The following is a 22393-nucleotide window of genomic DNA, read 5'->3' as shown; positions in this document are numbered from 1 at the left end:
GGGTAAATATTTGACGACAGCCGTTAAGTGTTTCACCATAGCCGAATGTTTATTTCGAAGCGCGAAAATAAGGGAGTATGAGGTGGTCGCTGATAGCCAGCCGGGGCATATTGATCAAATAAAGCAGACCAATGCGGGCGCAGTCTATCGCCTCATCGACCAGCTTGGCCCGGTCTCGCGTATCGACCTCTCCCGGTTAGCGCAGCTGGCTCCCGCTAGCATCACCAAAATCGTGCGCGAAATGCTCGAAGCCCACCTGGTGCAGGAGACGGAGATCCAGGAGCCGGGCAGCCGCGGGCGTCCGGCGGTCGGGCTGGTGGTCGAAACCGAAGCCTGGCACTACCTCTCATTACGCATCAGCCGCGGCGAAATTTTTCTCTCCCTGCGCGATTTAAGCAGCAAGCTGGTGGTCGAGGATCGTCTTGATCTTCCCTTAACTGCTGCCGAACCCTTGCTCAGCCGCATCATTACCCAAATCGATCAATTTTTTATCCGCCATCAGCACAAGCTTGAGCGGCTGACGGCGATCGCTATCACGCTGCCGGGCATTATTGATACGGAAAATGGCGTTATCCACCGCATGCCCTTTTATGAGGATGTGAAGGAGATGCCGCTCGGCGAAGCGCTGGAGGCCCATACCGGCGTGCCGGTCTATGTGCAGCATGACATCAGTGCCTGGACAATGGCGGAAGCGCTGTTTGGCGCCTCGCGCGGCGCGCGGGATGTGATTCAGGTGGTGATCGATCATAACGTCGGTGCCGGGGTGATCACCGATGGACGCCTGCTCCATGCGGGCAGCAGCAGCCTGGTGGAGATTGGACATACGCAAGTCGATCCCTACGGCAAGCGCTGCTACTGCGGCAACCACGGCTGCCTCGAGACCATCGCCAGCGTGGAGAGCGTGCTGGAGCTGGCGCAGCTGCGCATGAGCCAGTCGATGAGTTCGATGCTGCACCAGCAACCCCTGACGGTGGAGTGGCTCTGCCAGGCGGCGCTGAAGGGCGATCTGCTGGCAAAAGATATCATCAGCGGCGTCGGGGCGAATGTCGGGCGCATTCTCGCCATCATGGTCAATTTGTTCAACCCGCAAAAAATATTGATTGGCTCTCCGCTGAGCCTTGCGGCAGATGTGCTGTTTCCCACCATTGCCGACTGCATTCGCCAGCAGGCGCTACCCGCGTACAGCCAACATATCTCTGTTGAGAGTACGCAGTTCACCAATCAGGGCACCATGGCGGGTGCCGCGCTGGTAAAAGACGCGATGTATAACGGATCGCTGCTGATTCGTTTGTTACAGGGGTAACATTTTTACCCAGTCGCGATAAAAATTGCGCTATCTCAAATTGAGCCTCCACCACTTCCCGTAGACTTTCTGCTCTGAATTATATTTCCGGATTATATTTTCGTTGCTTAACGGTGGAGTTACTTATGCTTAAGCGTTTCTTTGTTACGGGTACAGACACTTCTGTCGGGAAGACAGTGGCGTCCCGCGCGCTGCTCCAGGCGCTGGCTGCCAGCGGCAAAACGGTGGCAGGTTATAAGCCTGTTGCAAAAGGAAGTCAGGCAACGCCGGAAGGGCTGCGTAATAAAGACGCGCTGGTGCTGCAAAGTGTCTCCTCCCTCGAACTGCCTTACAGCGCCATCAACCCGATTGCGCTGAGTGAAGAGGAGAGCAGCGTAGCGCACAGTTGTCCCATCAACTACACCCTGCTGTCGAACGGACTGGCCGATTTGTGTAAGCAGGTCGATCACGTCGTTGTCGAAGGCACAGGCGGCTGGCGCAGCCTGATGAACGATCTGCGTCCGCTCTCCGAGTGGGTGGTGCAGGAGCAGATGGCGGTGGTGATGGTGGTGGGGATTCAGGAAGGGTGCCTCAACCATGCGCTGCTCACCGCTCAGGCAATCGCCAGCGATGGCCTGCCGCTGATTGGCTGGGTGGCAAACCGCATCAACCCAGGTCTTGCGCACTATGCCGAGATCATCAACGTGCTCAGCAAAAAACTGCCCGCACCGCTGGTGGGTGAGTTGCCCTATCTCCCGCGGCCTGAACAGCGCGATCTCGCCCACTATATTAATCTGCAAATGGCCACCGGTATGCTGGTCGCTGACCGCGTGCTCGCCTGAGCCGCTTTTCTGAATCTTTTGCCGGATAGCGCTGATGTCTGTCCGGCCTGGCGCATTCCGACCAGCGCACTACGCCTGTTTTACTCTGCATATTTTTGAATGAAATATCTGAAAGGGAAGTTAGAGATTTCCGGCGAGGGCTACGCTTAATTGAAAAATGTCCCCGGAGATAAAGGCCATGTATGCATATGCAAAAGAGAAAACTAAGTCCCCGCTTTCCGCACATAATGCCGCGCCTTCAGAGGATGAAATTCTTGAGCAATTGCGAATAAATAATATCCCTAAGGATGACCTTAAAAGTATTCTCGATAAAATCAAACAGCTCAACCCGAAATTAAAAGAGCCTCATCTGCTGGTCGGCAAATATCGCTCAGGTGCGACTGCGGGTGCCAACAGTAACGCAAGCGCTGCTTCATCCAGAAGCGCAAAATCAACATCAATAGACAAGTCAAATAAAAAATTCCCTGCCGATGTGGTGGATGGTGCGCTCTATTTATATGCAACAAACGAAGGGGCACTATATATTAACTCTCTTATCAGAAAGGAAAAAGGACAAGACATTGAGGTCCCTGATCCTGCTTCACTGGCGAAAGATGCCAAAAAACAGTTTGAAGGCGGCGAAAATTCAGCGCCCTTCGCGCCCGGGATAGATATAAAAAGAGTCATAAAAATATTGAGCAAAAAAGGGAATGCTATTGCAATTATGAAACAGGCTACGGAAGAGGCAAAGTTTTCGGGGTTGAACACCTATTTAAGAGGAACGAAATACAGATCAGTTCTCAATATCATCGAACCTGGTATGTTAGTTAGCGCCAATTTTCTTATGTCGGTCACCCAGGATAAAAAGATGGCAGAAAGGTTTGCTGTCGGTAAATATAATACTTCTTCAGATAATGATGAGTTGGGCGTGATATACGACATTATAGGTAATCCAAAAGAGTTTAAATTTGGTAACGTTGCCGAGAAGGAGAGTATTTTTCCAGTAGGAACCAAATTTAAATATATGGGGCGAAGTGGGACCACCTATCGCTTTGTTGAGCAATCACCTGCGGAAGTGAAAAAATATAAAGGTGATATTTACAGGTTGTACAGATAACGATCCTGACGGCTGTTCATCGCGGTGCTTCGGTAAATCAAAGCCCTGGAGAGAAACTGATGTATGCCTATGCAAAAGAGAAAGCCAGGGCGCAAAACCAAAGCAATGCCGAATCATCTTCAGAAGACGACGCGGAAGATACCGCGCGCCATCTTATTGCAAAACAGGCGCGGCGCGCTGGCCTTGCGAAATCTATTCAGACGTACCAGCAAGCATTTCAGGCTGTCTATAACGTTTATGGCGGAACGGTATACAAAGAGATCTGGTACGCGCTTGGCGACACCATCCCCTTAAACAGCACAGCGATGATCATCCCTGAACATATGGCGGCGATTGCGGATTTTATTGTTGCCCGGGAAATGATTTCGCGATCCATCTATACCAGCACGACGCCGGACAATATGCCGATGGATGTGACGAAGGTGAAAGATGCACTGCAAAAGATTCCCTTTCCGGTGCTTAACAAGGCCATCTCTTTGGGGCAGTTTATTACCGCGACAAACGACAATATTACCAACCATGCTGGCAGGCGCGGCTTGAAAAACGTTGCGCCAAGAGGCTGGGCGGAGGGCAAAACATGGGCATCTGTGCCGGGTATCGGCGCTGCCGGGAAAATTGCGACGCAGGGCATTCACCCCGACGAAACCATAGTGTCATTGAGTAAAGACAAATTCGGTGAATGGGCACCGGCCACGAATCACAGCTCGACAAACTTAGTGCTGCATGAATATGCCCACGCGATTGATCGTAGCTTTGGCGAAAAAGCGTTAATGGGGCCAAAGGGCACGGGCGAAGCGGGCGATTATCTAAGCAAACGACCCAGTTTTATTTCTGCCTGGGGAAAAGATCTGGGCAACACATCGCCGGAATCATTTGATAACTACTACTGGCAGGGCGGCACCAGCGGCGGGGCGGAAGAGGCTTTTGCCGAAGGGTTCAGTGATTTGTACGGGAAAACAGAGCAGCGGAATTGGCCAAATATTAAAGCTTATCTTGCGCGCAAAATGAAATCGGTGACCTGAAGGCGCTAACCGCGGCTTATCCGGCCTGCGGTTAGCGCCATTTGGCAAATTCCCTTAACTCTCGCTGTGGATCGCCAGCGCCCGGCGCGTTTTCCCGGAGCTTAAATACTCAGCAATGTAGTCCTGTGAAATCTCGCCGTTATAGCGACCCTCTTCATCGACGATTGGCATCCAACTGGTGTTGCTCTCATAGAGCCTTGAAAGCACCACGCGCAGGTTATCCTCAGCTTTACCGGTGATGCGGAACGGATGCAGCAGGGCAGCGCAGTCGCGGGCATCATGGCGCGCTTCGCGACGTTTGACAAAGCCGAGCGGTTTACCGGCACCGTCGACCACCGTTACGGCACGCATATCGTTATCATCCATAATGGCAAACGCCTCAGCGGCGGGGGTCGATTCGCGCACGGTAATGGTCGGTTGCTGATCGGTGACGTCCCCGGCAGAAACCAGCAGCAGACGCTTAAGCGTCCGGTCCTGGCCGACAAACGATCCGACAAACTCATTCGCCGGTTTTGCCAGCAGCTCATCGGGGCTGGCGCACTGCACGATGCGTCCCTGACGGAACACCGCAATGCGGTCGCCGAGCTTTAATGCTTCGTCGATATCGTGGCTGACCAGCAGCACCGTCTTTTTCAGCGCGCGCTGCATTTCAAGGAACTGGTTCTGGATCACTTCGCGGTTGATCGGGTCGACCGCGCCGAAGGGTTCATCCATCAGCAACACCGGTGGATCGGCCGCCAGCGCGCGGATCACGCCGATACGCTGCTGCTGGCCTCCGGACATCTCGCGCGGGTAGCGGTGCAGAAACTTTTTCGCATCAAGCGCCACCATCTCCATCAACTCTTCCGCACGGCTTTTGCAGCGCGCTTTATCCCAGCCCAGCATGCGCGGCACCACGGTAATGTTCTCTTCGATGGTCATATTGGGAAACAGGCCGATCTGCTGGATCACATAGCCGATATTGCGCCGCAGAGTAACCGTATCCATGCCGCTGGTGTCTTCACCATTAATCAGGATCTTGCCACTGCTTGGTGTAATCAGGCGGTTAATCATCTTCAGCGTAGTGGTTTTGCCACAGCCGGAAGGGCCGAGCAGCACGCACATTTCACCTTCCGGCACCATCAGGTTAACGTTGTCGACGGCATTCACACTCTGGCCGTTCTTCTGCGTAAATTGTTTGGTCAGATTTTCCAGTTTAATCATTATCGAATCCCCTTCGGCGTCAGCACGATTTGTAAGCGGTGCAGTAACCAGTCGAGCACAATCGCCAGCACACAGATCATCACCGCGCCGGCAATCAGCATGCGGATATCACTCCCGCCGATGCCGTTCAGCAACAGCAATCCCAGCCCGCCCGCACCAATCACGGCGGCGATAGCCATTACGCCAATATTCATCACCACAGCGGTACGGATCCCGCCGAAAATCACCGGCAGCGCCATCGGGATCTCCACCCAGCGCAGGCGCTGCCAGAAGGTCATGCCAATCCCGCGGCCCGCTTCACGCAGCCCCGGCGGCAGGCTGTCGAGGGCGGTGTGGGTGTTGCGCACAATCGGCAGCAGCGAGTAGAGAAACACCGCGGTGATTGCCGGTAGCGCGCCAATCCCCTGGCCGATCAGAGAGAAGAGCGGGATCATCAGCCCAAACAGGGCAATTGATGGAATGGTCAGCACCAGCGTCGCCAGGCCAAGTACCGGCGTGGCCAGCCATTTGTGGCGCACAATCAAAACCCCCAGCGGTACGCCAATAAGTATCGCCATGCCCACTGCCAGCAGCACCAGCCAGAGATGCTGGAAGGTGAGGCTCGCCAGGTAGCCAGCGTTGTCCATCATGTAGTGAATCGTGTCCATAGGCTCTCCTTACAGCAACCCTTTCTCGCGCAGGAAGTCGCGGGCGACCTGCTGCGGCGTCTGGTGATCGATATCGACTTTCGCGTTGAGGGAGATAATCACCTCGTTGTTCAGCAGCCCGGAGAGCGTATTGAGCGCTTCTTCTAAGCCCGGGTTGGCCTCAAGGGTGTCTTTACGCACCACCGGCGTGACCGCATAACTCGGGAAGAAGCCTTTATCATCCTCCAGCGTTTTCAGATCGAAGCCCTTCAGGCGGCCATCAGTGGTGTAGACCAGACCGGCATCGACAAAGCCGTCGCGGATGGCGTTATAGACCAGACCGGGATCCATCTGGCGGATTTGCGGGCGATCCAGCTCCATGCCATACGCCTGCTGCAACGGTTTCATGCCGTCGCTGCGCCCGGCAAACTCCAGATCGAGGCCCAGCAGCCAGTTCTTTTTCGGGTTGGTTTTACGGATCTCTTCAATCTTCGCCACCATTTGCGACATGGTGGTGATGTGCTCAGCCTCGGCGCGTTTACGCTGCATGGCGAAAGCATAGGTGTTGTTCATGTTGGCCGGGTTAAGCCACACCAGACCGTGTTTCGCATCGAGGCGTTTGACGGTGTCATAGGTCTCCTGTGCCGACATGCGTTTGTTGATGTGGTTAAAAATAATCAGCGAGGTGCCGGTATATTCCCAGGTCATATCGACCTGCTTGTTGATCATCGCGTTACGGGAAATCACCGTCGCGATATTGGTCTGCGGCTGCACCTGGAAGCCTTTTTTCTGCAAATACTGCACGGTAAGGGCCGACAAAATATGCTGCTCGGTAAAGCTTTTGGTCGCCACAATCAGCGGTGCCGCATGGGCGCTGGCGGTAATTAGCGCCGTTGCTGCCAGCCAGCCCAGCGTATGAAAAAGTCGTTTCATCACACTTCCTCTTATTGTTATCACGCCGTGTGCGGGCTAAGAAGACGGCCCAGCGCCGCCAGCAGGGTGTCGAGGATCAGGGCGAACAGCGCCGTGGCGGCTGCGCCTAAAATCAGCGTCGGGAAATCATTGAGATAGATGCCGGGGAAGATCAGTTCACCATAGCTGCTGGCGCCAATCAGAAACGCCAGCGGCGCGGTACCGACGTTAATCGCTGTCGCAATTCGCACCCCGGAGAGGATCACCGGCAGGGCATTCGGTAGCTCCACCTGGCGTAAGCGCTGCCATTTGGTCATGCCAATCCCATTCGCCGCTTCAATTAACGAGGCGGGCACCGAGCAGAGCCCGGCATAGGTATTGCGCACAATCGGCAGCAGCGAGGCGAGGAACAGCGCGATGATCGCCGGGATATCGCCAATGCCAATCACCACCATTGCCAGGGCCAGCACCGCCAGCGGCGGCAGCGTGTTGCCGACGTTAAAGATCTGCATCACATACTCGGCAACCCCGCGTGCGGCGGGGCGGCTAAGGGCGATACCGCTGGGAATACCGACCAGCAGGGCAAAAAACATCGAGCTGAACACCAGAATCAGGTGCTGTTGCCCGAGATAAATCAAATCCACCTGGCGGGCTTTTATCGTCTCCAGCCCGACACCCCAGGTAATCAGCGCCAGTATGGCGACAATCCCGGCGATAAACAGCAGCGCGCGGGTAAGCATGGAAGTCTGCATGGCAGTGTCTCTCCCTGTTTGCATGCGTTATAGCAACGGCAGGTTGCGTGTTGTTATGCCATGTTCGGCAGGGTGCTTTGAGCTATAGCAAGCGTGCGGGGATGCTTCCAGTTCTGAGGCCGCTTTTTAAAACCCAGCGGCAGGCGGCTTTTTCACAGTAAGCCTTACTACGTACAGGCTGATCGGAATATTAAAGAATTGTCTTAAAAGCGAAGCGGCAGGAGTGACGTTGTCACATATGGTTGCCGGGATAAACTATCCCGGCATGTGAAAGAGAGGGTGTTAACGAAAAAGCGGCTTCTGCGCCACCGGCATTAACAGGTTCGCTTGCCACTCTGCCAAAGTTAGCTGTGCCAGCCGGGCGAGCGCCTGCCAGAAAGGGTGCAGCGCGTGCTCCTCCAGCACGGCAAGAAAGCGGCCCGACCACGGCAGCAGGTGCCATGCCAGAAGCTCATCGCAGGCCTGCGTCTTTCCCTGCTCCGCCAGCCAGGCCGCCAGCATCAGCAGGGTGCCGATATGATCCTCCGGCTCGTTTTGCTGCGTCTCGAAAGCAATGTTGTTGTCGCGCAGCCACTGGCGCAGCGCCAGCGTTGAGTCGCCAAACAGCACGCACTCTTTATCCAGCCATACCGAGCCCCACGGCGGCGCAGGCAGCGCCCACGGGCCGATAAACAGCCGCTGCCAGGCGTCGGTTAACGGCTCTTCACCATCGGCTGAAAATTGTTCAGCCAGCGGAAGCAGCAGGTTTTGCGCCAGCGGCCATGACGCTATCCACTCATGATGCGTAAAGGCGCTGACCAGCGGCGCAGAAGGCTCACTCTGCGGCGGATAGTAAAAGAGGGCGCCGAGCACGCGGGCGGTGAAAATAAACGATTCACGGTTTTCAACTGTCATGGTATTTCCCGAAAAAGTGCCGAAGGCCGGATAAGCGCTAATCGCTATCCGGCCCCGCAATCGATCACCCGGCAACGGCGACGCCAACGGTCATATGCAGCCCATAAAAGAGGCCGCGACCAATCAGCTCCCCGGCAACCACCAGCGCAAACCCAACCAGCAGGCTACTGACACGCGGCTGCCTGCGCAGCACCAGCGGGCAGATCCAGCAGCTCAGCCCCAGCGCTAGAAGCAGCAGTCGCAGCGCCTGGAGCAAGCCGTAATCCGGGATCAGCGCGGTCGCCTGCTGCACGGAGGAGTGAATCTCGCCAAGCTGCATGCTCTGCATCATCACCACCGCTGCGCTTGCCAGCAGCGCGATCGCGCTTATCGCCGCAAAACGGGAGGCCGGAAAGCGTATGCCGACAAAGCGCAGTAACAGTGCGGCGAGCAGCGGGCCGCCGATCAGCATGGTGAGGAAGAAGCTGGCGGTGGTGTAGCCGTTATGCCAGGTCGGCACGGTCTCAATCTGATAGACCCGCGTCATCGCCCAGACAAACAGCACGCCAGAGACCATACCGATCAGCAGCCAGATACGACCGAGGCCAGCCGGCATTTTGCCGAGCCAGCTCAGCAGCCACCAGATGCCGCCGATGGCAAAAAAGAGCGAGCCGGCGGCAATCTCATTACTCAACGCAGAGTCACCAATACGGTTAAGGGAGTTAAAGGCGCGCAGCGGCGAGCCGAGGTGCATCATTGAGGCGACAAAGCCGATGCCCATCAGCAGCCAGAGGAAAAACTGGCTGCGCACAATATGCAGCTGACCGCGGCGATCGCCCTCATTAGCCATCCATACCAGGCCGGTGCCAATGACACCGCCCACGACGCACTGGCCGAGCACCGTGAAAAGCACCAGTGGCCATTCATGCCATCCGTTTCCCATTTCATACCTCCTGTGGATTAGCCAGATAGCCGCTTGTGTCCCCGGTCGGACGGCTGTTGGCGTTGGGTTTGATGACAATATTCGGGCGGGTAAAGTGCGCCGCCGGAATGGGCGCGACCGCCGCCAGCGTGCCGTGCTTTTTACGCAGCGTCTCAATCGGACCAAAATCGAGCGCGCGCAGCGGGCAGGACTCGACGCAGACAGGCTTTTTGCCCTCCGCCACGCGCTCATGGCAGCCGTCGCACTTGGTCATATGGCCTTTTGCCGCATTGTATTGCGGCGCGCCGTACGGGCAGGCCATATGGCAGTAGCGACAGCCGATACAGACCTCTTCGTCGACCACCACAAAGCCATCTTCGCGTTTATGCATCGCGCCGCTGGGGCAGACTTTGGTGCAGGCCGGATCCTCACAATGGTTACAGGAGAGGGAGAGATAGTAGGCAAAGACGTTTTGCTGCCAGACGCCGTTATCCTCCTGCCAGTTGCCGCCCGCGTACTCGTAGACGCGGCGGAAACTGACGTCCGGCGTTAAATCTTTGTAATCTTTACAGGCCAGTTCGCAGGTTTTACAACCGGTGCAGCGGGCGGAATCAATAAAAAATCCATACTGGGTGCTCATCGGCTACTCCTCAAACCTTTTGAATGTCGACCAGATTGGTGTGCTGCGGGTTGCCTTTCGCCAGCGGCGAAGGGCGGTGCGTGGTCAGCGTATTGACGCAACCGCCGTGATCGACGCGATCGCCCGCCATATCCGCCTGGTGCCACGCACCCTGGCCCATGGCGCTGACGCCCGGCATAATGCGTGGCGTCACTTTCGCCGCAATCCGCACTTCGCCGCGGTCGTTAAAGACCCGGACAAGATCGCCGTTCTTAATCCCGCGCCGTTCGGCATCAAGCGGGTTGATCCACACCTCCTGGCGGCAGGCCTCTTTCAGCACATCAACGTTGCCGTAGCTCGAGTGGGTACGCGCTTTGTAGTGAAAACCGAAAAGTTGCAGCGGGAAGGTGGCGCGCGCCGGATCGTCCCAGCCCTCAAAGGTAGAGGCATAGACCGGCAGCGGGCTTATCACTTCATCGTTTTGCAGCTCCCAGCGGCTTGCGATCTCTGCCAGCTTGCTGGAGTAGATCTCAATCTTGCCCGACGGCGTTTTCAGCGGGTTGGCCTGCGGGTCGTCACGGAATTTTTTATAGGCAACGAAGTGGCCGTTCGGATCTTTACGCTTGTAGATACCCATCGCTTTCAACGCCTCGTAAGAGGGCAGCGCGGGATCTTTCTCTATCATTCTGGCGTAGAGGTATTTCAGCCACTCCTCCTGCGTGCGCCCTTCGGTGAAGCGCTGGTAGATATCCGGCCCGAGGCGGCGGGCGATCTCGCTGGTGATCCAGTAGATGCCTTTGCGCTCGAACTTCGGCGCGGTGACCGGTTGCAGGAAGATGAGGTAGCCCATGTTGCCGGCGTAATCGTTGGGGATGATATCCTCCTGCTCAACGGTCATCAGATCCGGCAGCAGGATGTCGGCGTACATCGCCGACGAGGTCATAAAGTTCTCAATCACCACGATCGTCTCGCACTTGCTCTCATCCTGCAGCACATCGTGAGTGTGGTTGATGTCGCCGTGCTGGTTGATGAGGGTGTTACCGGCATAGTTCCAGATGAACTTAATTGGCACGTCGAGCTTCTCTTTGCCGCGCACGCCGTCGCGCGTTGCCGTCATCTCCGGCCCGCGGGCGATGGCGTCGGTCCAGCTAAAGCAGGAGATGGCGGTCTTCACCGGGTTCTCCGGCATCGGCATCCGCTCAATGGTGATGGTGTAGGTCGACTCGCGCGCGCCGCTATTGCCGCCGTTGATGCCGACATTGCCGGTGAGGATCGGCAGCATGGCGATCGCACGGGCGGTCAGTTCGCCGTTGGCCTGGCGCTGCGGGCCCCAGCCCTGGCAGATATAGGCCGGTTTGGTGCTGCCAATCTCTCTGGCGAGCTTAATGATTTTGTCTGCCGGAATGCCGGTTATACGCGACGCCCACTGCGGCGTTTTCGCTACGCCGTCATCGCCCTGGCCAAGAATATAGGCTTTGTAGTGGCCGTTTGCCGGTGCACCGGCGGGCAGCGTTTTCTCGTCGTAGCCGACGCAGTAGTTATCGAGGAAGGTTTGATCGACCAGGTTTTCGCTGATCAGCACCCAGGCCATACCAGCGACCAGCGCGGCGTCGGTGCCCGGGCGGATCGGCACCCACTCATCTTCGCGTCCGGCGGCGGTATCGGTATAGCGCGGGTCAATCACCACCATCCGCGCATTTGAGCGTTCGCGCGCCTGCTCGAGAAAGTAGGTAATGCCGCCACCGCTCATGCGGGTCTCCGCCGGGTTGTTGCCGAACATCACCACCAGCTTGCTGTTTTCAATATCGGAGGTGCTGTTCCCTTCGTTGGAGCCGTAGGTGTAGGGCATCGCGCAGGCGATTTGCGCCGTGCTGTAGGTACCATATTGGTTGAGAAAGCCGCCATACATCGCCATCAGGCGGGCGACGAGCGAAGCGGAAGGGGATGAGCGGGTAATGTTGCCGCCGACGATGCCGGAGGAGTAGTTGATATAAACCGCTTCGTTGCCATACTTTTCCACCACCCCTTTCAGGCGGGCGGCGAGGGTATCGAGGGCTTCGTCCCAGCTGATGCGCTGAAATTTGCCTTCGCCGCGTTTGCCGACGCGTTTCATCGGGTAGTTGAGACGATCCGGGTGATTGATACGCCGCCGGATAGAGCGCCCGCGCAGACAGGCGCGCACCTGATGATTGCCGTATTCGTCATCGCCGGTGTTATCGGTTTCGACCCAGTAGACCTCCTCATCGCGCACATGCAGACGCAGGGCGCAGCGGCTACCGCAGTTGACCGAGCAGGCGCCCCAGACCACTTTATCCGGCGCGGGTTGCATCGCCTGTTGCACCGCGGCAGCGGCGGAGCGCATACCAAACGGAAGAGAAAAACTGCTTGCTGCCAGCGCTAACGATCCAAGGGCGGTCGACTTTACCAGCGTTCGTCGGCTAATACCCCCGGCATATTCCGTCTTCGACATGACTCACTCCATTATTATTTTTTAAATAAAAACTTACCCGCGCAAATTAAAAGCAGGCTAATGATGGAGGTATGGTAATCATTAAGGAGTAGGGGAATGTTATGCACGATCAAATAGAGGGGAATCCCCCTAAAATTCAGGGGGATTAGATTTTACTGATTGCTGTTACTGTTTTCGTTCTGAGATGATGCGCCGCCATTACGGGCGTAGATAATTTTGTAAGTGTCGTTGGCGCAGTGGCCAACTACCTGGCCGCCCGCCTGTTCGGCTTGATCGTTTGGTACCACGGTCAATTCGAACCCGGACTCCGGGACGCCATTGTTAATAATTTTTTGCTGGATATCCGTTTTTACGCGTTCGCATGAATCCGGCGCGGCGAAAGCAGGAACAGAACCTACCAGCAGTGCAGCGCACAGCCAACGTGAATAGTGCATGCTTGTCTCCTTATTTATTGTGCGCTTTAAGCTTAGCACTTCTCTTTTCGACAAAAGGTAAATCTCTGAATCATCTTACCTGTATGTGAAATTCCGCAGATACCCGATAAGGAAGTCGTTAACTCATTACGCTATAGGGTAAATGTTTTGCTAATATAAGCGCCATTCTAAAGAAAACTGTGGTGAAACCTTTGAAAAAACAGTTATTACTCATCTCTCTGACCCTGATTTTGGCCGGATGTGATGAGGAAAAAGGCCCGGTCGCATTCACGCCGGAGATGGCAAGTTTTTCGAATGAATTCGATTTTGATCCTCTGCGCGGCGCGGTAAAAAACTTTAGTCAGACCCTGCTTAACGAGAAGGGCGAGGTGACGAAGCGTGTCAGCGGAACGCTGTCGAAAGAGGGCTGTTTCGATACGCTCGAACTTCACGACCTGGAGAATAATAGCGGCGTATCGCTGGTGCTGGATGCCAACTACTATATCGAAGCCGAAACGCAGGAGAAGCGACTGCGGCTACAGGGGAAATGCCAGCTGGCAGAATTCCCTTCGGCGGGCGTCACCTGGGACACCGACGATAATGGCTTTGTGGTGCGCGCATCAGGCAAAGATATGGAAGTGAAGTATCGCTATGATGACGAAGGTTACCCGCTCGGGAAATCGACCACGTCGAAAGATGTGCATCTCGATGTTGCTTCCACGCCGGCGAAAGATAAGCGCAAAAAGCTCGATTACGCTGCGGTGAGTACGCTTAATGATAAGCCGCTGAGTAAAGTGCAGCAGACCTGCGACTACGATAAGCATGATAATCCGCTCAGTTGTAGCCTGGAGATTGTTGATGAGAGCGTGACTCCGCAGGTAACGCATAAATACAGCATCAAAAACACCATCGAGTATTATTGATGCTGCCTGCTCACCGCGCTTATTGCGCGGTGGGTTAATAGTACTACTCTCTCGCTCCAGTAAAGTAGCATGCTTAATCGATGCAGCAATACCAGGGAAAGGTGCTTTCGATGAAAAAAACAGCAATAATTTTCCTTATCATAATGGTATCTCCAGCTGCTTTCAGTGCTGATAACCATGATATTTCTGAAGGGCCAGAAATAGAAAGTTGTTGGCGTAATCAGCAAGATCGTGGTCAAGCCGCTACGTGTCTGCACGAGTTGAATGAAAAAAGTAATAAGAGTCTTGACGCGCTAATTGAAAAAACAGTAAAGCAGATAAAGGAAAATAATACGGGGCCGGTCTACAAAGGCAATGATGCAGAGCTGACTATTGGTGATGTTTTTAGTAAGCGCTTTCTGGCATCCCAACAATCCTGGAAAAGTTATCGTAATGATTTTTGCCTGGGAGTGGGTTCGCAAATTGGTGAAGATGCCTATGACTACTGGCCTTCTATCTACCAATGTCAGATCAACCTTAATCGAAGGCATGCGGAAGAGATAAAAATGCTTCATGCAGATGAGAAATAACGGAGCGATCCCGTGACGCCGCAGGTAACGCATAAATACAGCATCAAAAACACCATTGAGTATTATTGATGCTGCCTGCTCACCGCGCTTATTGCGCGGTGGGTTTTAACAGCGTACTACCGCTGGTTTTATGCTCTTGCAGATAGTGCTGCTGAAAAATACACATGCGGATGGTGTTGCGGTATTCGCCATTAATAAAGAACTCGTGAATTAATTCCCCCTCCACCTGAAAACCCAGTTTGCGGTAGATGTGAATTGCTTTCTCATTCTCTTTATCAACGATGAGATAGAGCTTATAGAGGTTTAATACCGTAAAACCATAATCCATCGCCAGCTTAGCCGCTTTTGACGCCAGCCCTTTACCCTGGAATTCCGGCGAGATAATGATTTGAAACTCCGCGCGGCGGTGCACATGGTTAATTTCAACCAGCTCCACCAGACCGGCATTGGTGCCATTACACTCGACGACAAAACGGCGCTCGCTCTGATCGTGAATGTGTTTGTCGTAAAGATCGGAGAGTTCAACGAAGGCCTCATAGGGCTCTTCGAACCAGTAGCGCATTACGCTGGCGTTATTGTCGAGCTGGTGGACAAATCGAAGATCTTCGCGCTCAAGCGGGCGAAGACGAACAGGATAGTCGTCACTCATAAAAATCCTTTCTCTGAGATGAAGGCGGGCGCAGCGCGCCCGACGAGATTACCGAACTTCACGCCCGGTGCGGCGATCCAGGCAGCGCAGGGTATTGGGTTCCCAGTACGCATTCAGGTTGCTGCTTTTCTGGCAGTTGTCGCGCGCATCGAAGGCGACATCATCTTTGTCCCACTCTTTCTCGACGCGTTTATTAACTTTGTGGCGCAGGCTGCGGGTGTCGTTCCACTGCTCTTTTTCCATCGCGGCGGATTGACGGGACTGCGCATTGTCGCCCGATTCAATCACCAGACGGTTGGTTTCAGCCAGTGCGGAAGTGGTGTACACAATGGCACCCAGCGTCAGCATTGCGGTCAGGCACAGGCGTTTGCTAAGTGTAGAAGTCATGGCAATGGTCCTTAAGTGAGGAAAAACGTCTCTATTCTAAGCGATCTCCGCCTGCCAGCATACCGGGGCGAAACCGACTGTAAGAGCATTATCAGGTAAGATGGTTCAACCTATTTTCAATAAACGACCTGACTATGCTGAAAACCACGCTGCTCTTTTTTGTCACCGCTCTGTGTGAAATTGTAGGCTGTTTCTTGCCCTGGCTGTGGCTAAAACGCGACGGCTCACCACTGCTGCTGATTCCTGCCGCGATCGTGCTGGCACTTTTTGTCTGGCTGCTGACGCTCCACCCGGTCGCCAGCGGGCGCGTCTATGCGGCTTACGGCGGGGTTTACGTCTGCACCGCGCTTCTCTGGCTGCGCATTGTCGAAGGGGTAAAACTGACCGTTTATGACTGGCTGGGCGCAGGGGTTGCTCTGTGCGGTATGTTGATCATCGTCGCAGGCTGGTCACGTAATTGAGAAGGTAAGTGTTAAAGTTCTGTGATCGAACGCGTAAATTTCGATCGTTATACTTGTATGGTAGTTGCCACCTTCCGTAAGTTCCCTTACAACACATTCATTTGATGTAAGGGATTTCCGATGAAAATTGCACCTGTAAAACGCTGCGCCAGTCTGGCGGAGTGCCAACGTTTCTCACCGCATCACTGCCCCGATAACGGCCTGATTAGGCCGGGCGACGCCTCGGCTGGCGGTCGCCATCGCGGCTTCATCTCAACGCCTGACTCTTATCTTTGCCCAACGCTGAATGGCCTGTCTGGCTCGTTGTGGAACCGGTCATAAAGGGTATCTCTATGAAAAGTGTGGTAATTGAACAACCTAATCAGCTGATCCTTGCTGAACGTGCTCTGCCAGAGCCCGCTGCCGGGGAGGTGCGCGTCAACATTAAGCTCGCCGGGATTTGCGGCTCCGACAGCCATATCTATCGCGGGCATAATCCGTTCGCCAGATATCCGCGGGTTATTGGCCATGAATTCTTCGGGCTGATTGATGCCGTTGGTGAAGGCATTTCACCCTCACGTATTGGCGAGCGGGTGGCGGTCGATCCGGTGATCAGCTGTGGCCACTGCTACCCCTGTTCAGTCGGTAAACCGAATGTCTGTACCGAACTGGTGGTGCTCGGTGTCCACCGTGATGGCGGCTTTAGCGAATATGCAACGGTTCCGGCACGCAACGCCTGGGTTATTCCCGACACGATTTCCGACGAAGATGCCGTGATGGTTGAGCCCTTTACCATCGCCGCGAATGTTACCGGCCAGGTTCAGCCCGGCGAAAATGATGTGGCGCTGATTTACGGCGCAGGGCCAATGGGGCTGACCACGTTGCAGGTGCTGAAAGGGGTCTACAACGTTAAGCAGGTCATCGTCGTTGACCGAATCGATGAGCGGCTGGCGATGGCGCAGCGCAGCGGGGCCGATCGGGTGATTAACAACAGCCAGCAAGCGCTGCCCGAGGTGCTGGCACAGGCTGGCATCAAACCGACGTTGATTATCGATGCCGCCTGTCATCCGTCGATTTTGCAGGAGGCGATTGCGCTGGCATCTCCCGCGGCGCGCATCGTGATAATGGGTTTTTCCAGCGAGCCCAGCACCATTGTCCAGCAGGGCATTACCGGTAAAGAGCTGTCGATTTTCTCCTCCCGGCTCAACGCCAATAAATTCCCGGTGGTTATCGACTGGCTGGCACGCAGGCTTATCGATCCGGGCAAACTGGTGACGCATAAATTTGCGTATCACCACGTCACAGATGCAATTGAACTGTTTGAAAAAGACCAGCGTCGCTGCTGCAAGGTTTTATTAACGTTCAATTAAATAACAATAAGTGCGTTGCAGGCGTACGCATTCAACACGATTGAGAAGGCGATTATGACTGACGTAAAAGCTGAAAGAACGACCTCGGACCTGGTGAAAGCGGCGGTGTCCGGCTGGCTGGGCACCGCCCTTGAATTTATGGATTTCCAGCTCTACTCTCTCGGTGCGGCGCTGGTATTTCATGAAATTTTCTTCCCGGAGCAGTCCGCTGCGATGGCGCTCATCCTCGCGATGGGCACCTACGGAGCGGGCTATATCGCGCGTATTATCGGCGCGTTTGTCTTTGGCAAAATGGGCGATCGCATCGGGCGTAAAAAAGTGCTCTTTATCACCATCACCATGATGGGTATCTGTACGACCTTGATTGGCGTATTACCGACCTACGCGCAGATTGGCATATTCGCACCGGTGCTGCTGGTGACGCTGCGCATCATTCAGGGTTTTGGCGCCGGGGCGGAAATTTCCGGTGCCGGAACCATGCTTGCCGAATATGCGCCGAAGGGTAAGCGCGGCATCATCTCCTCGCTGGTGGCAATGGGCACCAACTGCGGTACGCTGAGCGCCACTGCCATCTGGGCGATCATGTTCTTTGCGCTCGATCGTGAGGCGCTGCTGGCCTGGGGCTGGCGCGTTCCCTTTATTGCCAGCGTGGTGGTTATGCTGTTCGCTATCTGGTTACGTCTGAACCTGAAAGAGAGCCCGGTGTTTGAACAGGTGCATGAAGGTCAACACTCCCCGGCGAAGATCGCCCCGGAGCAGACTGGCCTGGGTGCGATGTTCAGCAGTAAAACCTTCTGGCTGGCGACGGGGCTGCGTTTTGGTCAGGCGGGAAACTCCGGTCTGATTCAAACTTTCCTCGCAGGCTACCTGGTGCAGACGCTGCTGTTTGAGAAACGCATCCCCACCGATGCGTTAATGATTAGCTCGATTATTGGCTTTATCACCATACCGCTGCTCGGTTGGTTGTCGGACAAAGTGGGTCGCCGTTTGCCCTATATTTGTCTCTGCGTTTCATCGGTGCTGCTTGCCTGGCCAATGATGGCGGTGATTGTCGATAAAAGCTACGCGCCCGGCGTGATTATGCTGTCGATCATCGTTATCCATAATATCGCCGTACTGGGGCTGTTCGCGCTGGAGAACATCACCATGGCGGAGATGTTCGGCTCGCGTAACCGCTTCACACGCATGGCGATCTCAAAAGAGGCGGGCGGTCTGATTGCGGTCGGTTTCGGTCCGGTACTGGCGGGTATCTTCTGTAATATGACCGGTGCGTGGTGGCCGATCGCGGTGATGTTAATGGCTTACTCGGTGATTGGCCTCGTTTCTGCCGTGCTGATGCCGGAAGTACGCGACCGTGATTTGAGTATTCTGCAAGACGCCGCCGAACCTCAAAGCCAGAACCAAAGCGCAGCGCAGCCTGTTGCCTCTCGCCGCTACGTCTGAGTTAAGCCAGTTTACTCAGGAACAAGACACATTTGGTTACCATTCTAGTTGGTGTAGTCAGCAAATCCTGTCGCAAATCATAGTCGGGTTTGCGCTACGCCTTAATCTAGTGAACCACTGTTTCATTTAATAAGACGAGTCTCACCATGGAAAACAGGCTGTTAACGGCGAAAGCCACGTTACCTCAGTACGATCGCAGCACCCTGGTTGCGCGCATTGTGCATCTTGGTTTTGGCGCGTTTCACCGCGCGCATCAGTCGGTCTACACCGATATTCTCGCCGCAGAGCACGGCAGCGACTGGGGCTACTGCGAAGTTAATCTTATCGGCGGCGAGCAGCAGATTGCCGATCTGAAACAGCAGGATAATCTCTACACCGTGGCGGAGATGTCCGCCGATGCGTGGACCGCGCGCGTGGTTGGCGTAGCGAAACGCGCGCTGCATGCGCAGGTGGACGGGCTGGAAACGGTGCTGGATGCCATGTGTGAGCCGCAGGTTGCGATTGTTTCGCTAACCATCACCGAGAAAGGATATTGCCACTCACCGGCGACCGGGGAGCTGATGCTCGATCACCCGCTGATCGTAGCCGATCTGCAAAACCCGCATCAGCCAAAATCCGCCGCCGGGGTGATTGTCGAAGCGCTCTCGCGTCGCAAAGCCGCAGGTTTACCGCCGTTCAGCGTGATGTCCTGCGACAACATGCCGGAAAACGGCCACGTTACGCGCAACGTTGTCTGTGCCTATGCCCGCACGGTGGACGCCGCGCTGGCGCGCTGGATTGAAGAGAACGTCACCTTTCCCTCCACGATGGTCGATCGTATCGTCCCGGCTGTGACGACGGAAACCCTTGAGAAGATCGAACAGCTTACCGGCGTGCGCGATCCGGCGGGCGTCGCCTGTGAACCGTTCCGCCAGTGGGTGATTGAAGATAATTTTGTCGCAGGCCGCCCGGCATGGGAGAAAGCGGGGGCTGAGCTGGTGAGCGATGTGGTGCCGTTTGAAGAGATGAAGCTGCGCATGCTGAACGGCAGTCACTCCTTCCTCGCTTATCTCGGCTATCTGGCGGGTTATCAGCACATCAATGAGTGCATGGAAGATGAACATTACCGCCGCGCCGCGCATGCGCTGATGCTGCGCGAACAGGCTCCGACGCTGAAAGTCGAAGGCGTCGATCTGGCGCATTACGCCGATCTGCTGATCGCGCGTTACAGCAATACCGCGCTGCGCCACCGTACCTGGCAGATCGCCATGGACGGCAGCCAGAAGCTGCCGCAGCGGATGCTCGATTCTGTGCGCTGGCACCTGGCGCAGGGCAGTGATTTCTCACTGCTGGCGTTAGGTATCGCGGGCTGGATGCGTTATGTCGGTGGCGTTGACGAGCAGGGACAGGCCATTGAAGTGTGCGATCCGCTGCTGGCTGTGATTCAGCAGGCGGTGAACAGCAGTACAGAAGGGGAAGCTCGCGTAGAGGCGTTGCTGGGCATTGAGGCGATCTTTGGCCGCGAGTTGCCGAAAGAGAGAGCGTTTGTCGCGCAGGTGCAAAAGGCGTATCAGATGCTGCTGGCGAAAGGGGCAAAAGCGACGGTCGCGCAGTTTGCTGCCGGGCTGTAACTCAACAATGAATGCCGCCGCGGCGGCATTCATATTCATCACGTTTTGCCAATCAGTGCAGGCCGAGGCGGATCAGCTCTACCGGCTCGAATTTGCCTTCGCACCCTTCCACTTCCACCGTTTTGTTACGGCGCACTTTTTCAGCGCTTAATCCCTCGGCGTGAATAGCGACAATTTTGCCAGTGCGGCCAGTGCCATTAATCATCACGCGTGAGCCGGTGGTGATAGGGTTACGGTTGCGGTCATAAGTCATCATGATGGTTTCTCCTTGATAATATCCATAAAACGAACCGGGGCAGAAGATGGCCCCAAAACGGACGCCCTATAAATACGCCACTGAGATGATGAGTTTTTGCTTTTGATCAAGGTCACACTTTTTTCCGGCAAAAAAGGTGACCTGATAAGGGGAAAAAAGGGGAGTTACTCTTCGCTGAACCAGTCGCGATTCTCCTGGCGAATGGTTTTAACCGACTCGCTGATCTCCTGCAGATGCAGGGTCATCGCATTTTCAACCGCATCGGCGTCGCGTTTTTCCAGCGCTTCGAAAATAGCCTGGTGCTGGCGCAGCAGCATCTCCGGGGGTGAAACGTGATCGAGGCTCATGTAGCGTACGCGGTCAATCGTCGCCTTGATGTTTTCAATCGTATCCCACGCCAGCTGGCAATCAGCGATCAGCGCCAGCTTGTGGTGAAAATCATCATCCAGTTCAAAGAAATCGTTCAGCTGTTTACGCTCAATGGCGATCCGCTGCTGGTGGAGATTCTGCTCAAGCTGATAACAGGCGCTGTCATCAATCATCTGCGCGGCGCGGCGGGCCACGGCGCACTCTATCGCCTGGCGGACAAAGCAACCGTTGCGCACTTGTGTAAGCGAGATTTTATTAACGTAGCTTCCGCGCTGGGGGCGGATCTGAATCAAGCCGTTTTCCGCGAGCTTGATAAAAGCTTCACGCACCGGCTGGCGCGAGACGTCAAAACGCACCGACACCTCTTTTTCCGAGAGCGGCGTGCCCGGTGGGATCAGGCAGTGGACAATATCCCGTCGCAGGATGCTGTAGATCTGTTGATTAACGGGTTGCGTAGGGTTGAGTTGCGTTTCGGAGGCCATTCGCTCTTACTTTTTAAAGGGTTAACCCGGCTACCATACCATTGTTTCTGAGCACATCCCATACCCGGCCCGCAGGCCGGGCGGGAAGCATCAGCTCTGGCGGTGCACGCTCAGACCGGCGTAGCTCTGGCTGACCGGCATCATCTCAAGTGTGTTGATATTGACATGCTTCGGCAGTGTCGCCACCCACCACACCGCTTCGGTCACATCTTCCGCGCTCAGCGCGGTGGTGTTTTCGTAGGTTTTAGTCGCTTTATCATCATCGCCTTTAAAGCGCACGTTGGAGAACTCGGTGCCGCCAACCAGACCCGGCTCGATATTGGTGACACGCACTGCGGTACCGCTCAGATCGGTGCGCAGGTTGAGGCTGAACTGGCGCACAAAGGCTTTGCTCGCGCCGTAGACGTTGCCACCCGCGTAAGGCCAGCTACCGGCCGTTGATCCAAGGTTGATGATATGGCCGCGATTGCGCTCAACCATGCCTGGCAGCACGGCGCGGGTCATATAGACCAGCCCTTTATTGTTGGTGTCGATCATCGTTTCCCAGTCATCCACATTGGCTTTGTGGGCGGGCTCCATGCCCAGCGCCAGCCCGGCGTTATTGACCAGCACATCAATCTCGCGCCATTGCGCGGGCAGGGCGGCGATAAACTCGTCGATCGCCGCGCGGTTACGCACATCCAGCTGCGCGGTGTAGAGATTCTCGCCCAGCTCCTCTTTCAGCTCCTGCAGACGCTCCTGACGGCGGCCGGTGGCGATCACGTGGTGGCCATTCTGAATAAAGCGGCGGGTAATGCTCTCGCCGAACCCTGCGGTTGCCCCGGTAACAAGAATAATCATCTCTTTGTTCCTCAACGATTTTT

At 55.3% G+C, this 22393-nt stretch carries 25 protein-coding genes; 11 read left to right on the top strand and 14 right to left on the bottom strand.

Annotation, left to right across the window (positions count from 1 at the left end; translation table 11 throughout):
- Positions 1-82 precede the first annotated feature (82 nt).
- The 4 genes from mlc to N7V53_RS00185 all read left to right on the top strand — a co-directional run bounded on the left by mlc (position 83) and on the right by N7V53_RS00185 (position 4242).
- Complete coding sequence (gene mlc, locus N7V53_RS00200) at positions 83-1303, top strand: sugar metabolism global transcriptional regulator Mlc (protein WP_279791454.1); 1221 nt, start codon at positions 83-85, stop codon at positions 1301-1303.
- A gap of 125 nt (positions 1304-1428) precedes the next feature.
- A complete protein-coding gene (gene bioD / locus N7V53_RS00195) occupies positions 1429-2124 on the top strand; it encodes a dethiobiotin synthase (protein WP_023481465.1) in 696 nt (231 codons plus the stop codon).
- A 178-nt stretch (positions 2125-2302) separates the two neighbouring features.
- Positions 2303-3220, top strand: a complete 918-nt coding sequence (locus N7V53_RS00190; protein ID WP_279791452.1) for a hypothetical protein — start codon at positions 2303-2305, stop codon at positions 3218-3220.
- A 59-nt stretch (positions 3221-3279) separates the two neighbouring features.
- Positions 3280-4242 carry a hypothetical protein gene (locus N7V53_RS00185; protein ID WP_279791451.1) on the top strand — a complete coding sequence of 321 codons (963 nt, stop codon included), beginning with the start codon at positions 3280-3282 and terminating at the stop codon, positions 4240-4242.
- 54 nt (positions 4243-4296) lie between these two features.
- Here N7V53_RS00185 and osmV read toward each other — a convergent pair whose 3' ends face one another.
- The 9 genes from osmV to N7V53_RS00140 all read right to left on the bottom strand — a co-directional run bounded on the left by osmV (position 4297) and on the right by N7V53_RS00140 (position 13053).
- Complete coding sequence (gene osmV / locus N7V53_RS00180; RefSeq protein ID WP_023481673.1) at positions 4297-5445, bottom strand: osmoprotectant ABC transporter ATP-binding protein OsmV; 1149 nt, start codon at positions 5443-5445, stop codon at positions 4297-4299.
- A complete protein-coding gene (gene osmW, locus N7V53_RS00175) occupies positions 5445-6092 on the bottom strand; it encodes an osmoprotectant ABC transporter permease OsmW (protein WP_279791450.1) in 648 nt (215 codons plus the stop codon). Before osmW ends, osmV begins: the two co-directional genes overlap by 1 nt.
- Positions 6093-6101: 9 nt before the next feature.
- Positions 6102-7004 (bottom strand): osmoprotectant ABC transporter substrate-binding protein OsmX, encoded by a 903-nt coding sequence (gene osmX, locus N7V53_RS00170; RefSeq protein ID WP_023481624.1) that lies wholly within the window; start codon positions 7002-7004, stop codon positions 6102-6104.
- 20 nt (positions 7005-7024) lie between these two features.
- Positions 7025-7735: an osmoprotectant ABC transporter permease OsmY gene (gene osmY, locus N7V53_RS00165; protein ID WP_023481750.1), complete on the bottom strand. Its 711-nt coding sequence runs from the start codon at positions 7733-7735 to the stop codon at positions 7025-7027.
- 282 nt (positions 7736-8017) lie between these two features.
- Entirely contained in the window at positions 8018-8629 is a 612-nt protein-coding gene (dmsD, locus tag N7V53_RS00160; protein WP_279791448.1) for a Tat proofreading chaperone DmsD, read from the bottom strand.
- Positions 8630-8693: 64 nt separating this feature from the next.
- The gene (locus tag N7V53_RS00155) at positions 8694-9551 is read right to left on the bottom strand and encodes a DmsC/YnfH family molybdoenzyme membrane anchor subunit (protein ID WP_279791446.1); all 858 of its coding nucleotides are present in this window, start codon (positions 9549-9551) and stop codon (positions 8694-8696) included.
- Position 9552: 1 nt separating this feature from the next.
- Entirely contained in the window at positions 9553-10170 is a 618-nt protein-coding gene (locus tag N7V53_RS00150) for a DMSO/selenate family reductase complex B subunit (protein ID WP_023481292.1), read from the bottom strand.
- A gap of 10 nt (positions 10171-10180) precedes the next feature.
- Positions 10181-12619, bottom strand: a complete 2439-nt coding sequence (gene ynfE, locus N7V53_RS00145; RefSeq protein ID WP_279791444.1) for a selenate/tellurate reductase subunit YnfE — start codon at positions 12617-12619, stop codon at positions 10181-10183.
- Between the two features lie 152 nt (positions 12620-12771).
- On the bottom strand, positions 12772-13053 hold the full coding sequence (locus N7V53_RS00140; RefSeq protein WP_023481755.1) for a DUF1161 domain-containing protein: 282 nt from the start codon (positions 13051-13053) through the stop codon (positions 12772-12774).
- 191 nt (positions 13054-13244) lie between these two features.
- On the opposite strand from N7V53_RS00140, the gene N7V53_RS00135 reads away from it, so the two are divergent.
- Together N7V53_RS00135 and N7V53_RS00130 are read left to right on the top strand one after the other, a co-directional pair.
- On the top strand, positions 13245-13955 hold the full coding sequence (locus N7V53_RS00135) for a YnfC family lipoprotein (protein ID WP_023481821.1): 711 nt from the start codon (positions 13245-13247) through the stop codon (positions 13953-13955).
- Between the two features lie 110 nt (positions 13956-14065).
- Complete coding sequence (locus N7V53_RS00130; RefSeq protein ID WP_279791442.1) at positions 14066-14524, top strand: DUF1311 domain-containing protein; 459 nt, start codon at positions 14066-14068, stop codon at positions 14522-14524.
- Positions 14525-14612: 88 nt separating this feature from the next.
- On the opposite strand, the gene speG is transcribed toward N7V53_RS00130, so the two are convergent.
- Positions 14613-15173: a spermidine N1-acetyltransferase gene (speG, locus tag N7V53_RS00125; RefSeq protein WP_023481559.1), complete on the bottom strand. Its 561-nt coding sequence runs from the start codon at positions 15171-15173 to the stop codon at positions 14613-14615.
- A gap of 48 nt (positions 15174-15221) precedes the next feature.
- A complete protein-coding gene (locus tag N7V53_RS00120) occupies positions 15222-15560 on the bottom strand; it encodes a DUF1283 family protein (RefSeq protein ID WP_023481288.1) in 339 nt (112 codons plus the stop codon).
- 134 nt (positions 15561-15694) lie between these two features.
- Between N7V53_RS00120 and N7V53_RS00115 the strand changes: the two genes are divergently transcribed.
- The 5 genes from N7V53_RS00115 (at position 15695) to N7V53_RS00095 (ending at position 20423) form a co-directional block, all read left to right on the top strand.
- On the top strand, positions 15695-16021 hold the full coding sequence (locus N7V53_RS00115; RefSeq protein ID WP_279791440.1) for a YnfA family protein: 327 nt from the start codon (positions 15695-15697) through the stop codon (positions 16019-16021).
- Between the two features lie 120 nt (positions 16022-16141).
- Positions 16142-16342 carry a hypothetical protein gene (locus tag N7V53_RS00110; RefSeq protein WP_279791438.1) on the top strand — a complete coding sequence of 67 codons (201 nt, stop codon included), beginning with the start codon at positions 16142-16144 and terminating at the stop codon, positions 16340-16342.
- Positions 16343-16353: 11 nt separating this feature from the next.
- A complete protein-coding gene (locus tag N7V53_RS00105; RefSeq protein WP_279791436.1) occupies positions 16354-17370 on the top strand; it encodes a Zn-dependent oxidoreductase in 1017 nt (338 codons plus the stop codon).
- A 54-nt stretch (positions 17371-17424) separates the two neighbouring features.
- On the top strand, positions 17425-18813 hold the full coding sequence (locus N7V53_RS00100; RefSeq protein WP_279791434.1) for an MFS transporter: 1389 nt from the start codon (positions 17425-17427) through the stop codon (positions 18811-18813).
- Between the two features lie 146 nt (positions 18814-18959).
- Positions 18960-20423: a fructuronate reductase gene (locus tag N7V53_RS00095; RefSeq protein WP_279791432.1), complete on the top strand. Its 1464-nt coding sequence runs from the start codon at positions 18960-18962 to the stop codon at positions 20421-20423.
- Positions 20424-20475: 52 nt separating this feature from the next.
- On the opposite strand, the gene ydfZ is transcribed toward N7V53_RS00095, so the two are convergent.
- The 3 genes from ydfZ to ydfG all read right to left on the bottom strand — a co-directional run bounded on the left by ydfZ (position 20476) and on the right by ydfG (position 22370).
- Entirely contained in the window at positions 20476-20679 is a 204-nt protein-coding gene (gene ydfZ / locus N7V53_RS00090; protein WP_023481798.1) for a putative selenium delivery protein YdfZ, read from the bottom strand.
- A 164-nt stretch (positions 20680-20843) separates the two neighbouring features.
- Positions 20844-21530, bottom strand: a complete 687-nt coding sequence (locus N7V53_RS00085) for a GntR family transcriptional regulator (protein WP_124968403.1) — start codon at positions 21528-21530, stop codon at positions 20844-20846.
- A 90-nt stretch (positions 21531-21620) separates the two neighbouring features.
- Positions 21621-22370: a bifunctional NADP-dependent 3-hydroxy acid dehydrogenase/3-hydroxypropionate dehydrogenase YdfG gene (ydfG, locus tag N7V53_RS00080; protein WP_023481428.1), complete on the bottom strand. Its 750-nt coding sequence runs from the start codon at positions 22368-22370 to the stop codon at positions 21621-21623.
- Between the last annotated feature and the right edge of the window lie 23 nt (positions 22371-22393).

This window comes from Kosakonia sp. HypNH10, from assembly GCF_029850615.1.
Classification (GTDB): domain Bacteria; phylum Pseudomonadota; class Gammaproteobacteria; order Enterobacterales; family Enterobacteriaceae; genus Kosakonia; species Kosakonia cowanii.
This window is presented reverse-complemented; position numbering and strand designations above follow the sequence as displayed.

Bases quoted from the DNA above. Each gene is read 5' to 3' on its own strand.
- bioD (WP_023481465.1), top strand. From the start codon at position 1,429: ATGCTTAAGCGTTTCTTTGTTACGGGTACAGACACTTCTGTCGGGAAG.
- N7V53_RS00190 (WP_279791452.1), top strand. From the start codon at position 2,303: ATGTATGCATATGCAAAAGAGAAAACTAAGTCCCCGCTTTCCGCACAT.
- N7V53_RS00185 (WP_279791451.1), top strand. From the start codon at position 3,280: ATGTATGCCTATGCAAAAGAGAAAGCCAGGGCGCAAAACCAAAGCAAT.
- osmV (WP_023481673.1), bottom strand. From the start codon at position 5,445: ATGATTAAACTGGAAAATCTGACCAAACAATTTACGCAGAAGAACGGC.
- osmW (WP_279791450.1), bottom strand. From the start codon at position 6,092: ATGGACACGATTCACTACATGATGGACAACGCTGGCTACCTGGCGAGC.
- osmX (WP_023481624.1), bottom strand. From the start codon at position 7,004: ATGAAACGACTTTTTCATACGCTGGGCTGGCTGGCAGCAACGGCGCTA.
- osmY (WP_023481750.1), bottom strand. From the start codon at position 7,735: ATGCAGACTTCCATGCTTACCCGCGCGCTGCTGTTTATCGCCGGGATT.
- dmsD (WP_279791448.1), bottom strand. From the start codon at position 8,629: ATGACAGTTGAAAACCGTGAATCGTTTATTTTCACCGCCCGCGTGCTC.
- N7V53_RS00155 (WP_279791446.1), bottom strand. From the start codon at position 9,551: ATGGGAAACGGATGGCATGAATGGCCACTGGTGCTTTTCACGGTGCTC.
- N7V53_RS00150 (WP_023481292.1), bottom strand. From the start codon at position 10,170: ATGAGCACCCAGTATGGATTTTTTATTGATTCCGCCCGCTGCACCGGT.
- ynfE (WP_279791444.1), bottom strand. From the start codon at position 12,619: ATGTCGAAGACGGAATATGCCGGGGGTATTAGCCGACGAACGCTGGTA.
- N7V53_RS00140 (WP_023481755.1), bottom strand. From the start codon at position 13,053: ATGCACTATTCACGTTGGCTGTGCGCTGCACTGCTGGTAGGTTCTGTT.
- N7V53_RS00130 (WP_279791442.1), top strand. From the start codon at position 14,066: ATGAAAAAAACAGCAATAATTTTCCTTATCATAATGGTATCTCCAGCT.
- speG (WP_023481559.1), bottom strand. From the start codon at position 15,173: ATGAGTGACGACTATCCTGTTCGTCTTCGCCCGCTTGAGCGCGAAGAT.
- N7V53_RS00120 (WP_023481288.1), bottom strand. From the start codon at position 15,560: ATGACTTCTACACTTAGCAAACGCCTGTGCCTGACCGCAATGCTGACG.
- N7V53_RS00115 (WP_279791440.1), top strand. From the start codon at position 15,695: ATGCTGAAAACCACGCTGCTCTTTTTTGTCACCGCTCTGTGTGAAATT.
- N7V53_RS00110 (WP_279791438.1), top strand. From the start codon at position 16,142: ATGAAAATTGCACCTGTAAAACGCTGCGCCAGTCTGGCGGAGTGCCAA.
- N7V53_RS00105 (WP_279791436.1), top strand. From the start codon at position 16,354: ATGAAAAGTGTGGTAATTGAACAACCTAATCAGCTGATCCTTGCTGAA.
- N7V53_RS00100 (WP_279791434.1), top strand. From the start codon at position 17,425: ATGACTGACGTAAAAGCTGAAAGAACGACCTCGGACCTGGTGAAAGCG.
- N7V53_RS00095 (WP_279791432.1), top strand. From the start codon at position 18,960: ATGGAAAACAGGCTGTTAACGGCGAAAGCCACGTTACCTCAGTACGAT.
- ydfZ (WP_023481798.1), bottom strand. From the start codon at position 20,679: ATGATGACTTATGACCGCAACCGTAACCCTATCACCACCGGCTCACGC.
- N7V53_RS00085 (WP_124968403.1), bottom strand. From the start codon at position 21,530: ATGGCCTCCGAAACGCAACTCAACCCTACGCAACCCGTTAATCAACAG.
- ydfG (WP_023481428.1), bottom strand. From the start codon at position 22,370: ATGATTATTCTTGTTACCGGGGCAACCGCAGGGTTCGGCGAGAGCATT.